The organism is Kocuria sp. WRN011, from assembly GCF_002295155.1.
Classification (GTDB): domain Bacteria; phylum Actinomycetota; class Actinomycetes; order Actinomycetales; family Micrococcaceae; genus Kocuria; species Kocuria carniphila.
Genome location: NZ_NSGI01000004.1, coordinates 65,709 through 81,082, shown reverse-complemented (window position 1 = coordinate 81,082; position 15,374 = coordinate 65,709). Strand labels below are relative to the sequence as shown.

General features: G+C 65.5%; 12 protein-coding genes. 11 read left to right on the top strand and 1 reads right to left on the bottom strand.

The window, feature by feature from the left end; genetic code table 11:
- Nucleotides 1-67: 67 nt before the first annotated feature.
- From argS to CKW39_RS06600, 9 genes are all read left to right on the top strand, one after another.
- Nucleotides 68-1,738 carry an arginine--tRNA ligase gene (gene argS, locus CKW39_RS06640; RefSeq protein ID WP_095797560.1) on the top strand — a complete coding sequence of 557 codons (1,671 nt, stop codon included), beginning with the start codon at nucleotides 68-70 and terminating at the stop codon, nucleotides 1,736-1,738.
- A gap of 4 nt (nucleotides 1,739-1,742) precedes the next feature.
- Nucleotides 1,743-3,182, top strand: coding sequence for a diaminopimelate decarboxylase (lysA, locus tag CKW39_RS06635; RefSeq protein ID WP_095797362.1), 1,440 nt, complete (start codon nucleotides 1,743-1,745; stop codon nucleotides 3,180-3,182).
- A 23-nt stretch (nucleotides 3,183-3,205) separates the two neighbouring features.
- The gene (locus tag CKW39_RS06630; protein ID WP_095797361.1) at nucleotides 3,206-4,522 is read left to right on the top strand and encodes a homoserine dehydrogenase; all 1,317 of its coding nucleotides are present in this window, start codon (nucleotides 3,206-3,208) and stop codon (nucleotides 4,520-4,522) included.
- An 82-nt stretch (nucleotides 4,523-4,604) separates the two neighbouring features.
- Nucleotides 4,605-5,714 carry a threonine synthase gene (thrC, locus tag CKW39_RS06625; protein ID WP_095797360.1) on the top strand — a complete coding sequence of 370 codons (1,110 nt, stop codon included), beginning with the start codon at nucleotides 4,605-4,607 and terminating at the stop codon, nucleotides 5,712-5,714.
- 8 nt (nucleotides 5,715-5,722) lie between these two features.
- Complete coding sequence (thrB, locus tag CKW39_RS06620; protein WP_095797559.1) at nucleotides 5,723-6,700, top strand: homoserine kinase; 978 nt, start codon at nucleotides 5,723-5,725, stop codon at nucleotides 6,698-6,700.
- Nucleotides 6,701-6,999: 299 nt separating this feature from the next.
- Nucleotides 7,000-9,174, top strand: coding sequence for a transcription termination factor Rho (gene rho / locus CKW39_RS06615; RefSeq protein WP_095797558.1), 2,175 nt, complete (start codon nucleotides 7,000-7,002; stop codon nucleotides 9,172-9,174).
- Between the two features lie 48 nt (nucleotides 9,175-9,222).
- Nucleotides 9,223-10,317 carry a peptide chain release factor 1 gene (gene prfA, locus CKW39_RS06610; protein ID WP_095797359.1) on the top strand — a complete coding sequence of 365 codons (1,095 nt, stop codon included), beginning with the start codon at nucleotides 9,223-9,225 and terminating at the stop codon, nucleotides 10,315-10,317.
- Between the two features lie 6 nt (nucleotides 10,318-10,323).
- Nucleotides 10,324-11,223, top strand: a complete 900-nt coding sequence (gene prmC / locus CKW39_RS06605; RefSeq protein WP_095797358.1) for a peptide chain release factor N(5)-glutamine methyltransferase — start codon at nucleotides 10,324-10,326, stop codon at nucleotides 11,221-11,223.
- Nucleotides 11,224-11,233: 10 nt separating this feature from the next.
- Nucleotides 11,234-12,370: an L-threonylcarbamoyladenylate synthase gene (locus CKW39_RS06600; RefSeq protein WP_254049315.1), complete on the top strand. Its 1,137-nt coding sequence runs from the start codon at nucleotides 11,234-11,236 to the stop codon at nucleotides 12,368-12,370.
- 78 nt (nucleotides 12,371-12,448) lie between these two features.
- Here CKW39_RS06600 and CKW39_RS06595 read toward each other — a convergent pair whose 3' ends face one another.
- Nucleotides 12,449-13,417 carry an NAD(P)-dependent oxidoreductase gene (locus CKW39_RS06595; protein ID WP_095797357.1) on the bottom strand — a complete coding sequence of 323 codons (969 nt, stop codon included), beginning with the start codon at nucleotides 13,415-13,417 and terminating at the stop codon, nucleotides 12,449-12,451.
- Nucleotides 13,418-13,572: 155 nt separating this feature from the next.
- Here CKW39_RS06595 and CKW39_RS06590 point away from each other — a divergent pair, with 155 nt between their 5' ends.
- Both CKW39_RS06590 and CKW39_RS06585 read left to right on the top strand, forming a co-directional pair.
- Nucleotides 13,573-14,499, top strand: a complete 927-nt coding sequence (locus tag CKW39_RS06590) for a glycosyltransferase (RefSeq protein WP_095797356.1) — start codon at nucleotides 13,573-13,575, stop codon at nucleotides 14,497-14,499.
- A complete protein-coding gene (locus CKW39_RS06585) occupies nucleotides 14,477-15,346 on the top strand; it encodes a glycosyltransferase (protein WP_095797355.1) in 870 nt (289 codons plus the stop codon). Before CKW39_RS06590 ends, CKW39_RS06585 begins: the two co-directional genes overlap by 23 nt.
- The last annotated feature ends 28 nt before the right edge of the window (nucleotides 15,347-15,374 follow it).

Sequence of the window (15,374 nt, the reverse complement as noted above, 5' to 3'; positions counted from 1 at the left end):
CAGGTTCGTCACGGCAGGCGAATTGACTCGAATCGGTGGGTGCCGTTCGTCCCGTTACACTGGACCGGTGACTCCTGAAGAACTTTCCGCTGCCGTATCCGCATGCCTACACGATGCCGTGGCCGCCGGTGATCTCACCCTGGTGGACGGTGCAGAGCTTCCCGAAGCGAAGATCGAGCGCCCCAAGAATCGTGAGCACGGGGACTGGGCCACCACCGTGGCCATGCAGGCGTCCAAGAAATTCGATCGTAAGCCGCGCGAGATCGCCGAGATCCTGGTCGAACGCCTGAGCGCAGTTCCCGGCGTGGCCGCCGTGGACATCGCCGGTCCCGGATTCCTGAACATCACGCTCGACGCCGCCGCGGCCGGTGAGCTCGCGCAGTCGATCGTGGAGCAGGGCACCTCCTTCGGTACCTCAGACGTTCTGGGCGGAACCGCCATCAACCTGGAATTCGTCTCCGCCAACCCCACCGGCCCCATTCACCTGGGTGGCACCCGCTGGGCCGCAGTGGGTGACTCGCTGGCCCGCATCCTGCAATCGCAGGGCGCCCAGGTCACCCGCGAGTACTACTTCAACGACCACGGTGCGCAGATCGACCGATTCGCTCGCTCCCTGCTGGCCCGCGCCCGCAACGAGGACGCACCCGAGGACGGCTACGGCGGACAGTACATTTCCGACATCGCCCAGCGCGTGCTCGAACAGCACCCGGACGCCCTGGAGTCCGAGGATCCACAGGAAGTTTTCCGCGCCGCCGGTGTGGAGTTGATGTTCCAGGAGATCAAGTCCTCGCTGCACGAATTCGGTGTGGATTTCGACGTTTTCTTCCATGAGAACTCGCTGTTCGAGGGTGGGCAGGTCGAACAGCTGGTCGAACAGCTCAAGGACTCGGACGCCATGTATTTCGAGGACGGCGCCTGGTGGCTGCGGTCCACGGACTACGGGGACGACAAGGACCGCGTGGTCATCAAGTCGGACGGCAACGCCGCCTACATCGCCGGTGACATCGCCTACTTCAAGGACAAGCGGGGCCGCGGCGCGGACCTGTGCATCTACATGCTCGGCGCGGATCACCACGGCTACGTGGCACGCCTCAAGGCCGTGGCCGCAGCCCTCGGGGATTCCCCGGAACGCGTGGAGGTCCTGATCGGTCAAATGGTCAACCTGGTCCGCGAGGGCGTGGCCGTGCGCATGTCCAAACGCGCCGGCACCGTGGTCACCATGGAAGACCTCGTGGAGGTCGTGGGCGTGGACGCCGCACGCTACTCCCTGACCCGCTATTCGGTGGACTCCAACATCGATATCGACCTGGATGTGCTGACCAAACGCTCCAATGAGAACCCGGTCTTCTACGTCCAGTACGCCCACGCCCGCACGTGCGCCGTGCAGCGCAACGCAGAGGCCGCCGGTGTCCGTCGCTTCACCGAAGAGGGCGCCAGCACGTTCGACGCCGCTCTGCTGGATCACGCCCGCGAGGCAGACCTGCTCGCCGCGCTGGGACAGTACCCCTCCGTGGTCGCCCAGGCCGCTGAACTGCGTGAACCGCACCGAGTGGCCCGCCACCTGGAACTGTTGGCCGGCACATACCACCGCTGGTACGACGTGTGCCGCGTGGCACCGCAGGGCGACGGCCCGGTCGAACCCGTACACAACTCTCGCTTGTGGCTCAATGACGCCGTGCAACAGGTCCTGGCCAACGGCCTGGCCCTGTTGGGTGTCGGCGCGCCGGAACGGATGTGATCTCGTGAGCTCAGTAGACAACGCCCACCAACTCGCTCCTGGATGGCTGACCGTCCCCGAGGACAACGCCACGCTGGACCCCAAGGTCTTCACCGAGCAGTACGCCCGGAATGATCGCGGGTGCGTCACCGTGGACGGTGTGTCCGTGGCCGAGTTGGCCGAACGTTACGGGTCACCGAGCTACGTGATCTCCGAGGACACCTTCCGCTCTCGCGCCCGGGGTTTCCGCGAGGCCTTCGAGGCCGCGTTCACACCCATGGGCATTGACGTGGAGGTCTACTACGCGTCCAAGGCGCTGCTCAATACGCACGTGGCGCGGTGGGCCCAGGACGAGGGCCTCAACGTGGACACCGCGTCCGGTGGCGAACTCGAGGTCGCCCTGCGCGCCGGAGTCGATCCCGCCAGGATTGCGTTGCACGGCAACAACAAGTCAGCGGCGGAGATCACCCGTGCACTGGACAGCGGCGTAGGGCGGATCGTGGTGGACTCCCTGCCGGAGATCCAGCTGGTTGCGGACCTTGCCCAGAAGCTTGCGGTACGCGCGCCCATCATGCTGCGCGTGACGCCGGGTGTGCACGCGTCCACCCATGAGTTCATCGCCACGGCCCACGAGGACCAGAAGTTCGGGATGTCCCTGAACCCCTCGGTGGAGGGGGAGGACTCACCGGCGCTGCAGGCCATCGCCCAGTGCGTGGCGTTGCGCGAACACCTGGACCTGCGGGGTCTGCACTGCCATATCGGATCGCAAATTTTTGCGGCGGAAGGCTTCGGCCAGGCCGCCGAGCGCGTACTGGCCCTGCGCGACACCGTGGCCGAACGCTGGTCCACGGTGCTCCCCGAGCTGGACCTAGGCGGTGGCCACGGCGTGGCCTATACGAGCGCTGACGAACCCCGCACCGCGCAGTCGATCGCTACGGACCTCGCCGAACACCTGGCCGGATTGCTGAAGAACTCCGAGTCGCCGGCCCCTCATCTCTCATTCGAGCCCGGTCGCTTCATCGCGGGTCCTTCCGGGGCCACGGTGTACACCGTGGGCACCGTGAAGACCGTGACGGTCAGCCCCGGCGTGGAACGTCGCTACGTGTCCGTGGACGGAGGCATGAGTGACAACGCCCGCCCGGTGCTCTACGACGCCGATTACACGGCGGTACTCGCCAGCCGCGTGTCGGACGCCGAACCGGTGCTCACTCGCGTGGTCGGAAAGCACTGCGAATCCGGTGACATCGTGGTCCGGGACGTCTACCTCCCGGCGGATGTCACGGCCGGTGACCTACTGGTCGTGCCCGTGACCGGTGCGTACTGCTGGGCGCTGTCCAGCAACTACAACTGGCTCACCCGACCCGGAATGATCAGCGTGGATGCTCAAGGACAGGTCCAGGTTCTGATCCGCGCCGAAACCGTCGACGATCTGCTGGCCCGGGACACCGGCGCGAGCGCCGAATAAGCCCCCAAGGAATATCAGGAGCAATGACTACTTCAGCGACTTCGCACCCACAGACTCCCCACTTGAAGGTCGCCCTGTTGGGCGCCGGCACCGTGGGATCCCAGGTGGCCCGCGTGCTGCTCGACTCCAAGGACGAACTCGCCCTTCGCTCGGGCGTCACGCTCGATCTCGTGGGCGTGGCCGTGCGCGACGTGGACGCCAAGCGAGATTACGAGATTCCGCGCGAATTGCTCACCAGGGACGCGGATTCCGTGATCGACGCCGCGGACATCGTGGTGGAACTGACCGGTGGCATCGAGCCCGCCCGCACCCGCATCCTGCGCGCCCTCAACGCCGGCACCACCGTGGTCACCGGTAACAAGGCGCTGCTCGCAGCTCATGGCCGCGAACTCCAGGACGCCGCGGCGGCGTCGGGCTCGCAATTGTCCTACGAGGCCGCCGTGGCCGGCGCGATCCCGATCGTTCGCCCCATGCGCGACTCGCTCGCCGGCGACAAGGTCACCCGCTTCCTGGGCATCATGAACGGCACCACCAACTTCATCCTGGACCAGATGGACACCACGGGCGCCGCGTTCGACGACGCCCTGGCCGAGGCCCAGGAGTTGGGTTACGCCGAGGCCGACCCCACCGCCGACGTCGAGGGGCACGACGCCGCCGCCAAGGCCGCCGTGCTCGCCTCGCTCGCCTTCCACTCGACCTTCACCCTGGACGACGTCCACTGCGAGGGAATCACCGCGGTGACCGCGGAAGATGTCGCAACCGCGGCCGAGGCCGGGTACGTGATCAAGCTGCTGTCCGTGGGTGAGCGCACCGAGGACGGCGTGAACCTGCGCGTCAACCCCGTGATGATTCCCCGCAACCACGTGCTCGGGGGAGTGCACGGTGCGTACAACGCTGTCTTCGTCGAGGCCGAGAACGCCGGCTCGCTCATGTTCTACGGCCAGGGCGCAGGAGGCGAGCCCACGGCGTCGGCCGTTCTGGGCGACCTGGTGTCCGCCGCTCGAGCGATTGCGCGTGGTGCCGAGGGCATCCCGCTGAGCGATCACGCCAAGCTGCCCGCCGTGTCCATGGACAACGTGACCACGCGCATGGCCATCACCGTGACCGTCAAGGACCGCTTGGGTGTGCTCGCTCAAATTGCCCAGGTCTTCGCGGACCACGGCGTATCCATCTCCACCATGCATCAGACCGAGGATCCCAAGGATCAGGCCATCTCCGTGCTGCGCCTGGTGACCCACACGGGCCGCCACCGTGATCTCATGGACACCGTGGGTGCACTGCGTGAGTTGCCCGTGGTGGCCGAGGTGCTCTCGGTGATCCCCGTGGAGAACGGCGACTAAGTCCACCGCCCCGCGGGGCGTTCATAAACTTCAATGGGTGGTGAACGCCGCCCACCGTCACACAGCGTCGAGGAGAACCGGTATGGCACACGTCTGGCAGGGCGTTATCAACGAGTACAAGGACCGCTTGCCGGTCACCGAGGCCACCGAGGTCATCACCATGGGTGAGGGTGGCACGCCGCTGATCCAGGCTCGTGCCCTGTCCGAACTGACCGGCAGCTCAGTGTGGCTCAAGTTCGAGGGCATGAACCCCACCGGTTCCTTCAAGGACCGCGGCATGACCATGGCCATCACCAAGGCCAAGGAAGAGGGTGCGGAGGCCGTGGTGTGTGCCTCGACGGGCAACACCTCCGCCGCCGCTGCGGCCTACGCCAAGCAGGCGGGCATGCGCTGCGCCGTGCTCGTGCCCGAGGGCAAGATCTCAATGGGCAAGATGTCCCAGGCCGTGGCCCACGGCGCGGACATCATCCAGATCGAAGGCAACTTCGACAACTGCCTGGAAGTCGCGCGCAAACTATCCGAGTCCTATCCCGTGTTCCTGGTGAACTCGGTCAACCCGTACCGTATCGAGGGCCAGAAGACCGCGGCCTTCGAGGTCGTGGACACCCTGGGCGACGCCCCGGACATCCACGTGCTCCCGGTCGGTAACGCCGGCAACATCACCGCGTACTGGAAGGGTTACAAAGAGTACGCCTCCGAGACCCCGGCGACCTCCGGTGAGAAGTTGGCACCCGTGTCCACGCACACACCGACCATGTGGGGCTTCCAGGCTGCTGGCGCCGCACCGCTCGTGCTGGGCCACCCCGTCACTGAACCGGAGACGATCGCCACCGCCATCCGAATCGGCAACCCCGCTTCCTGGGACACAGCCATTGCGGCCCGTGACGAGTCCGGCGGTCTGATCGATTCCGTGACGGACGAGCAGATCATTGAGGCCCACCGCTGGCTGTCTTCGCGCGAGGGCGTGTTCGTGGAGCCCGGTTCGGCCTCCGGTGTGGCCGGCCTGCTCAAGAAACAGCGCGCGGGCGAGGTGCCCAGCGGCAAGACCATCGTGATCACCGTGACCGGTCACGGCCTCAAGGATCCGCAATGGGCCATCAAGGGTGCCGAGGCCGAGGACGCCAGCGCCGTGGAACCCAAGCGCGTTCCCTTCGACGTGGTCCCCGTGGCCGCAGCCTTGGGGTTGGAGTGACCGAGGTCGTGAACGAGCAGGTAGTCGCCGCACCGGGCACGAGCGTGTCGGTGCGGGTCCCCGGATCCACCGGAAACGTGGGTCCCGGTTTCGACACCCTGGGACTGGCCCTGGGTTATTACGACGAGCTCACGGTCACCCGCATCGAATCCGGTCTCGAATTCGAGCTCACGGGTGAAGGGTCGGAGAACGTGCCGCAGACCGCGGATCACCTGGTGGTCCGTTCGATGCAGGCAGTGTTCGACGCCGCCGGGGCCGGTTCCCTGCCCGGGTTGCGGTTAAAGGCGCACAACCAGATCCCGCACGGTCGTGGCATGGGATCCTCGGCCTCGGCCGTGGTCGCCGGGGTGCTGGCCGCCAACGCATTGCTCTCTGACACCGCACGGCTGGATGATCGCACCATCCTGCAGGTGTGCTCCCAGCTCGAGGGGCATCCGGATAACGTGGCCCCCACCCTGTACGGGGGACTCACCGTGTCCTTCGAACAAAACGGCGAATTCGTCAGCGTGCCCGTGCATGTGCACGAGAACGTGATTCCGATCGTGGCCATCCCGGACTTCGAGGTGGCGACCTCAGTGGCCCGCGGCCTGCTGCCCGATACCGTTTCGCATCGCACCGCTGCGGTCACTGCCGGTCGTGCTGCACTGTTGGTCGAGGCGCTGAGCAACCGTCCCGAGTACCTGCTTCCGGCCACGTTCGACCTGCTGCACCAGCCCTACCGTGCCCAGGCCATGGGCCCGAGCTTCGAGCTCATGACCCAGTTGCGCGAGCGCGGATTCGCGGCGCTGATCTCCGGTGCCGGACCCACCGTTCTCACTCTGGCCAACGGCCCCGAAGCGGCGGAACAGGTGGTTGCGGCTATCGATGAGATCACCGCGGATGCGGATTCCGCGGCCCATACCCACAACAGTGAGGACGTGTCGTGGCGTGTTATGGCGCTACGCGTTCCCGCTGAGGGTGCTAAAGTGGGCGTATCCACGCAATAGGCCCTGGGTTCGCCCACGCGGTTCAAGCGGAGTCCCGCATTCGAGTCAGCTTTCGTGACCGAGCGTCACTGCTGTTTCAATGCGTCGCCTCAGTGCGATTCCTTTTCATGATGACCAGGTCACCTCTGTGATGTGACCGCAACTGGTGGATCAGAGGGATCAGAGGACCTCATTGCTGATTTTCTAGCGCGCAGTCTGCGCGCATTCAACGTGGCCCGCAGTAGGTGGCCCACAACAATATCGTCGGGTCAGTGTGCGATGTCATCGCCACGGCCCCCATCGAGTCAGAAGGAACCTTCGTGACAGAAACCACCGCCCCCGAACAGGGAACGGAAAACTCCAAGCCGCAGAACACTGGTTTGTCCGGGCTGAAACTTGCACAGTTGCAGGCTCTCGCCTCCCAGTTGGGCATCACCGGCGCTCGTCGGATGCGCAAGTCTCTGCTGGTCGAGGCCATCGAGGCCCACCAGCGCGGCGGTGCCGTGGCCGAACGTGACAAGGCCGTGGAGGAAAAGATCTCGGAAACCGCGCGCAAGGCATCGACCCGCCGTGCGTCGTCGTCGGAATCCGCACCCTCCCAGAATGCACCCAAGGACAGTGCCGCCTCGGACCAGGACGAGAAGTCCGCCGATGCCGCCAACGGCCCCGCGAACCAGGACGAGGACCAGAAGAACGACTCCCAGGGCGACAACCGCTCGGGACAGAACGAGCGTCAGTCCGGCTCGCGCCGCTCCCGCCGTGCGTCCGCTTCCGGCCGCGGGGATCGCTCCCGTAACCAGAAGGATTCGGAACAGCAGGAGAACCAGGACCAGCAGTCCAAGGACTCTGGCCAGGAAAACCAGGGCGAGCAGTCCGAGAACTCCCAGAACGAGCAGAACGAGGACTCCAAGGATTCCTCCAACCGCGGCAACCGCAATCAGCGCTCGCGCGGCAACCGCAACGATCGTAACGACCGCAACGATCGTGGCGATCGCAAGGACGGCAACAACTCGCGCGAAGAGAAGTCCGGGTCCAACGACCAGGACAACGCCTCCCGTGACGACAAGGGGTCCCGCGACGACAAGCAGGATTCCAACCGCAAGGACTCCTCGCAGGACGGCCAGAACCGCAAGGACGGTAACGAGCGCAACGACCGCGGTAACCGCAGCCGGAACGATCGCAACGACCGGAACAACGACGGCAACGACCGTGACGGCAATTCGCGTCGTAACCGCCGCAACCGCAATCGAAACGATCGCAATGACCGCAACGATCGCAACGAGCGTCGCAATCGCCGCAGCCGCAACAACGGTCCGGACGTCGACGACATCGAGATCACCGAGGACGACGTCCTGTTGCCCGTGGCGGGCATCCTGGACGTGCTCGACAACTACGCGTTCGTGCGCACCTCGGGTTACCTCCCGGGTCCGTCGGACGTGTACGTGAGCCTGTCCCAGGTCAAGAAGAACAACCTGCGCAAGGGCGATGCGATTGTGGGTGCCATTCGCGCACCTCGCGAGGGCGAACAGAACAACAGCTCCCGTCAGAAGTTCTCCGCGCTCGTGCAGTTGACCTCCGTCAACGGTCGCAAACCGGAGGAGAACAAGGACCGCACCGAGTTCTCCAAGCTGGTTCCGCTGTACCCGCAGGAGCGCTTGCGCCTGGAGACCGAGCCCAAGAAGATCGGTCCCCGCGTGGTCGATCTGGTGGCTCCGATCGGTAAGGGCCAGCGCGGCCTGATCGTGTCCCCGCCCAAGGCCGGTAAGACCCTCATGTTGCAGGCGATCGCCAACGCGATCACCACGAACAACCCCGAGGTGCACCTCATGATGGTGCTCGTGGACGAGCGTCCCGAGGAAGTCACCGACATGCAGCGCACGGTGAAGGGTGAGGTCATCGCCTCGACCTTCGACCGTCCCGCGGACGATCACACCACGGTGGCCGAGCTCGCGATCGAGCGCGCCAAGCGCCTGGTGGAAATGGGTATGGACGTGGTGGTCCTGCTGGACTCCATGACCCGCCTGGGCCGCGCCTACAACCTGTCCGCCCCCGCCTCCGGACGCATCCTGTCCGGTGGTGTGGATTCGGCAGCGCTGTACCCGCCCAAGAAGTTCTTCGGCGCCGCTCGTAACATCGAGAACGGTGGCTCGCTGACCATCCTGGCCACGGCGCTCGTGGAGACCGGTTCCAAGATGGACGAGGTCATCTTCGAAGAGTTCAAGGGCACCGGCAACATGGAACTGCGCCTGTCCCGCCAGCTCGCGGACCGTCGTATCTTCCCCGCCGTGGACGTCAACTCTTCCGGCACGCGCCGCGAGGAGAACCTGCTCTCCGCGGACGAGATCAAGATCATGTGGAAGCTGCGCCGCGTGCTGTCCGGTCTGGAACAGCAGCAGGCTCTTGAACTGCTCACCAACAAGTTGCGTGACACGCAGTCCAACACGGAGTTCCTGCTGCAGGTCCAGAAGACCACGCTGGCCAACGGCAAGGACTAGCGAGAACTCGTCGCTGTCCCGTTCCACCCGTCGATAGGAGACCTTTCAATGTCCGATCCCGTTCAGCCGCTGCTGGATGAGCACGCTCAGCTGCAGCGCGAACTGGCGGATCCCGCCGTGCACGCAGATGCGGGCAAGGCCCGCAAGCTGGGCCGGCGGTACTCCGAACTCAACGGCATTGTCGAAGCCCATCGACGGGTGGAACAGCTTTCCGAGGACCTCGAGGCCACGCGCGAGCTCGGCAGCGAGGACCCGGAGCTGGCTTCAGAGATCGCCCCGCTCGAGGCCGAACTGGAAACTGCTCAGGAAGTGCTGCGCCGCAAACTGATCCCCCGGGATCCGGATGACGGCCGCAACGTGATCCTCGAGATTAAGGCCGGCGAAGGCGGCGACGAGTCCGCTCTGTTCGCCGGTGACCTGCTGCGCATGTACATGCGTTACGCGGAGTCGCTCAAGTTCAAAACCGAGGTGCTCTCGTCCACCCCCACCGAGTTGGGCGGTTACAAGGACGTGCAGCTCGCGGTGAAGTCCACGTCCAACGATCCAGAACACGGTGCGTGGGCGCGGTTGAAGTACGAGGGCGGCGTGCATCGCGTGCAGCGTGTGCCGGCCACGGAATCCCAGGGTCGCGTCCACACCTCGGCCGCCGGTGTCTTGGTGTTCCCCGAGGTCGATGAGCCGGACGAGATCGACATCAGCCAGAACGACCTGAAGATCGACGTCTACCGATCCTCCGGCCCCGGTGGTCAGTCCGTGAACACCACGGACTCCGCGGTGCGCATCACTCACTTGCCCACGGGCATCGTGGTGGCCATGCAGAACGAGAAGTCGCAGTTGCAGAACCGTGAGGCCGCCATGCGCGTTCTCCGGGCGCGCATCCTGGCGCACCAGCAGGAGCAGATCGACGCGGAGAACGCCGCCGTGCGCAAGTCGCAGGTGCGCACCGTGGACCGTTCCGAGCGCATCCGCACCTACAACTACCCCGAGAACCGCATCGCGGATCACCGCACGGGGTACAAGTCCTACAACCTGGATCAGGTGCTGGACGGCGCCCTGGAACCCGTGGTGAACTCCGCGATCGAGTTGGACGAGAAGACCCGTTTGGAACACCTCGGTCAAGACCAGGCTGGGAAGCAGGACTGACCGGCGGTGGAAGCTACCCTTGCCCAGGCTCTGCGGTGGGCGCACGGTGAGCTTGCGGGGGCCGGTGTACCGTCTCCCGACACGGACGCCGTACTTCTCGCAGCTCATCTCATGGGCTTGAGCAGGGGAGAGGTCGAGGCCAAAGCCATTCTGGGTGCCTCCGAACCCGCGGGGTTCCGCGAGCTCGTGGCCCAGCGGGCTCAGCGCATTCCGCTGCAGCACCTGACGGGTAAGGCTCCGTTCCGTCAGCTTGAGCTGTCGGTGGGTCCCGGGGTTTTTGTCCCCCGCCCCGAAACCGAACTTCTGGTCCAACTCAGCCTGGATGAAGCTCGGCTGTGGCGAGAAACTGGAGTACCACACCCCCGGGTCATGGATCTGGGGACCGGTTCCGGTGCCATTGCCCTGGCCATTGCCACGGAAGACCCCACCACTCGCGTGTTCGCGGTGGAAAAAGAGGACTCAGCCTTCGACTGGGCGCAACAGAACCTGCGCGGTTCCAAGGTCACACTCACGCAGGCCGATTATCAGGACTACGAGCCTGAGAACGCGGGCACGTTCTGCGTGGTGGTGAGCAATCCGCCCTACGTCCCGCCCGAGGACATTCCCACGGAGCCTGAGGTCAGGGACTATGACCCACCCACGGCGCTGTACGGGGGAGCTGACCACGGGATGGCACTGCCCTGCGCCGCCATGGACACCGCCGTACGGCTGTTGCGGCCCGGTGGAGCATTATTCATGGAACACGCCGAGTCCCAGGTGGCTGCCATGGAGCGTGAACTTGCCGCCCGTGGTTTCGTGGAGATCCAATTGCATTGCGACCTCGCCGGGAAACCCCGTGCGACAGGCGCGCGCAGACCGGATGCGGATGAAGATTCCAGCATCGATCCGCACCAGACGTTGAGCTAAGGAGACGCTCGTGAGTGCCACGTACAAGTGCGCAGACCAAGAATCCATGGGCGCGGCGATCGATCACGCGGCGCGCGTCGTGTCAGACGGCGAATGCATCGTCATGCCCACGGACACGGTGTACGGCATCGGTTGCGATGCGTTCTCTCCCATGGGCGTCCAAACCTTGCTCGGCGCCAAGGGCCGCACACGCCACATGCCGCCCCCCGTGCTGATTGCCAATCCCGGGGTCTTGGCCGGTCTCGCCGATCAGGTCTCCGACGACGCCCGCGCCCTCGCCGAAGCCTTTTGGCCCGGTGCCCTCACGCTCGTGTGCTGGGCTCAGCCCACCCTGGGTTGGGATCTCGGGGAAACCCACGGCACGGTGGCCCTTCGGGTTCCCGATGACCACGTCGCGCGGCAAGTTCTCGAGCAAGTCGGCCCCATGGCCGTGTCCTCCGCGAACCTCACGGGCATGCCGGCCGCGCTCAACGCCGACGACGCCCAGGACATGCTCCAGGACCGCGTCGCCCTCTATCTCGACGACGGCGCTCGGCCCACGGCCGAGCACGCGGCGGAGAATCCCAGCGGACTCCCGTCGACCATCGTCGACTGCACCGGTGACGTGCCCGTGGTGCTGCGCCTGGGTACCATCGGACTCGATGAATTACGCTCCGTGGTTCCCAACGTGGACGGTGGAGACTCCACGACGGATGTCGAGACCGATGAGACGAGCGCGGACATCACCACCAGCGAGAGCGGTCCGAAGGGCGGGGCGAACGAGTCGGGTGAGAACGGCGACCACGATGCCTCGCCGAACGCAGGGGAGAGCCACGATGCCTCGCCGAACGCAGGGGAGAGCCACGATACTGAGGTGACCGCCGCGGCGTCGTCGGCATCGCAACCCGATGCGGAACGCACGATCGACCGGTGGCGGCACCGGAACGACGTCGGCGACCGGACGACACGCCGCGCGACGGCCGAACCATTGGTCGAGCCGGGAGCGCCCGAGGCCGAGGTGGCCAGGGCCCTAGTGCAGAACGCGGCCGCAAAACCTGGCGCGCGCGTGGATCAAAATCGCAATCGCGCGGATGCGTCCCAACCTCGATGGAACGGGACGTCCGCACTGAGCGTGGACGAGGCCAGCCAATTGGTCAACGGATCCTGACGCATCTCCGCGAAAACAGACGCACGGCGAGGGCCGCAACCGTGATGGTTGCGGCCCTCGCCGTGGCTGGTCAGGAGCTTACTTGCCCAGTGACAAGTGCGCCTGGCGCAGTACCTCTTGCACGTTGGGCTCGGGGATCACGCCGTTCTCGTGCGCCCACCCGGGCACCTGACGCTGACCGAACCAGGTAACTTCGAGACGCCGGATGGCCCCGTTGAACCGATTATTGGCCAGTCCCGAAACCCAGAATCCACCGTCGATCACGGCGCGGCACAGGAACGGCGGTAGCTGCAGGGGATTGCGACGACCGGCATCGCGCAGAACAGAGCCAGTGGTCGCGCCCTCCCAGGGTTGCAGGATCACGGCGGGCAGTGGCTCGGGGAATTCGCCCACGGCCACGGCGAACTGGGCGAGAGCCTTGACCGACGTGACCGGGGTGGGCGCGGTTCCGTCACCGGCGACCGACGAGAACACCGAGGACGCGAACTTGGCCAGCAACCGCGTGGTGCGCCGCCCGCTGCCCATGACCGAGGTTGCGCGCAGCACCGTGAGCTGCGGGGCATGGGACTCGGTGTCCCACTGTGACCGCAAGCGGTACAGGGCGGATTCGCCCAGTGCCTTGGACAGCGAGTAGGCGGAGAACGGTGCGGTACGAATGGACTCGTCCAGCACGGGAGCATCTCCCTGGACCGAGGCGGAGCTGATGTGGATGACCCGTCGAACACCCGTGCGGTGCGCGGCCAGTGCCACCAGAACCGGCAGCAGGGCGTTGGCGCCGGTCAGCGACTGCTGGTGAGTCTGATCGGGCGCGGCCAATCCGGCGGCGTTGATCACGATGTCTGCGCCGGCGAACGAATCCGCCAGGTAGTCGATGACCGACTCCAACCGCTGCGCATGCTCGATCAAGTGGTGCACGGTGGTGGCCGGAGAGGCCAACCGGGGCGTGGACACGGGGGTCACGGCAATGTTCTTGGTCTGCAGGGCAGTGGTGATGGCCGACCCCACAAAGCCCGTGGCTCCGAGTACTCGCCAGCTACTAGCTGTCACGGTGAATCTCCTCCCGACATTGGTTTCTTCATCGTACGGCAGCGAACGGGCGCTGACCGTGTCCGGGAGATTGTCAGCCGCGCGTTGATAGAATCCGTGAGTCCAGCGGGGCCTCACGTTGTGGGTCCCTCACAGTACTTTCCGCGGGAGCAACCATGACTCGAGCCAGTTCACACCCGGCGCAGAGCCAGCGCGTCAGCGTCGCGTGCGTGACGCAGGACCGTCCCCGCGATGTGGACCAACTGATCGCGGGTCTGCGGAGCCAGACGGATCCGATCGACAGCCTGTGTCTGGTTGATGCAGGCAAGACGGCCTTGGACGAAACGCATCTTCGCGGGCTGATCGACGGTGCGTTCGAACTGCGTTACCTGCGCTCGGAAGCCAACCTGGGTGGTGCCGGTGGTTTTTCCCTGGCCATCCTTACGGCCCTGTCCACGGGTGCGGATCAGGTATGGCTCATGGACGACGACGCCCACCCCGAGGACGAAAACTGCCTGCGAACCCTGCGCCAAGCCGCCGCCGAACGGAACCTGGCCGTGGTGTCCCCGCTGATCGTGGCGCCCCAGGACCACGGCACGTTGTCCTTCCCGTTCCGCCTCGAGGGAACCATCACGCACTCTCGAGCTGACATCCAATCTTTAGGGTTCATCCCTTCCTACGCCGCCTTCTTCAACGGTGCGCTCATGGACGAGTCGGTGTTCTTCACCGTGGGACTCCCTGATCTCAAGCTGTTCCTGCGCGGGGACGAAGTGGACTTTCTGGTGCGGCTGCGCAAATCCGGCCTGTCCTTCGGAACTGTGACCACCACCGCCGTGGCACATCCTCCGGGATGGGACGAGGAACAGGTGGTCATCCCCGGAAAGCTCCAGGTGCTGATCCCTCCGGGCCAGTTCAAGCAACAGCACTTCTTCCGCAACCGCGGCTACGTGTCGTGGCGGTACAAGCGCGTGGTGCAGTTGGCCGCAGACGCCATCGGGTATCCGGCGTATTACCTGCAGCGCGGCGATCTCAAAGGATTGCGCACGTGGGCCGGCCGGTACGTCAATGGAATGCGGGGACGTGGTTTCGGTGGCCCTCGCTAAGCCCCTGGACCCTTGCGAATCTCCCGCCCCTTTCTCGCTGCTGGTTCCCGTCTACCGCGGGGATTCCGCGCACCGGGTGCGGCGGGCCATCGACTCCAATACCCACGAACAGACCCGGCCCCCGGCGCAGGTCGTGATCGTGCGTGACGGCCCCGTGCCGCAGGAGATCACGGACGAGCTCGACCGGATCAGCGCGGCGTCGGCGGTGCCCGTGGTGCGCGTGGAACTCGAACACAACGCGGGGCTGACCAATGCTCTGAACACGGGGCTGTTGTGGTGCTCCCACGATGTGGTGGCCCGCGCGGACGCTGACGACATCTCTTACCCGGACCGTTTCGAACGGCAGTTGCCGCTGATCGAGGCCGGTGCGGATCTCGTGGGTGCCTCCATGCATGAAATCGGCGATGACGAGACCACCCCCTTGGCCCTGCGCCAGGCACCGGTGGGTCGTTCCGAGATCGCCCGGGTGGCCAAGCGCCGCAACCCGATTTCTCACCCCTCCGTAGTCTTTCGCCGTAGCGCGGTGGAGGCGGTCGGTGGCTATGAACACGTCCCCATGGCCGAGGACTACTGGCTGTGGGCGCGCATGCTGCATGCGGGTGCGGACGTCCGCAACGTGTCCGAACCGCTGGTCGGTTACCGGGTGTCTGCGGGTTCCTATGAGCGGCGCGGTGGGCCCCGCGTGTTTCTGGCGGAAATGGCGTTGCAATGGAAATTGCGCCGTTTGGGGTACGTGGGCTTCATACAATGGGCGACGAACGTGACCGTGCGGGGCGGGTACAGGTTTGTACCGCTCAAGGCGCGGGAAACGGCCTATCGGTTCATGGTGGGCCACCGCAACAGCTAGTTCGCGTGCACGAAAGGACGTCAACGCG

Excerpts from the sequence above, each read along its gene's own strand:
- CKW39_RS06630 (WP_095797361.1), top strand. The coding sequence starts at position 3,206 with ATGACTACTTCAGCGACTTCGCACCCACAGACTCCCCACTTGAAGGTC.
- thrC (WP_095797360.1), top strand. The coding sequence starts at position 4,605 with ATGGCACACGTCTGGCAGGGCGTTATCAACGAGTACAAGGACCGCTTG.
- prfA (WP_095797359.1), top strand. The coding sequence starts at position 9,223 with ATGTCCGATCCCGTTCAGCCGCTGCTGGATGAGCACGCTCAGCTGCAG.
- CKW39_RS06590 (WP_095797356.1), top strand. The coding sequence starts at position 13,573 with ATGACTCGAGCCAGTTCACACCCGGCGCAGAGCCAGCGCGTCAGCGTC.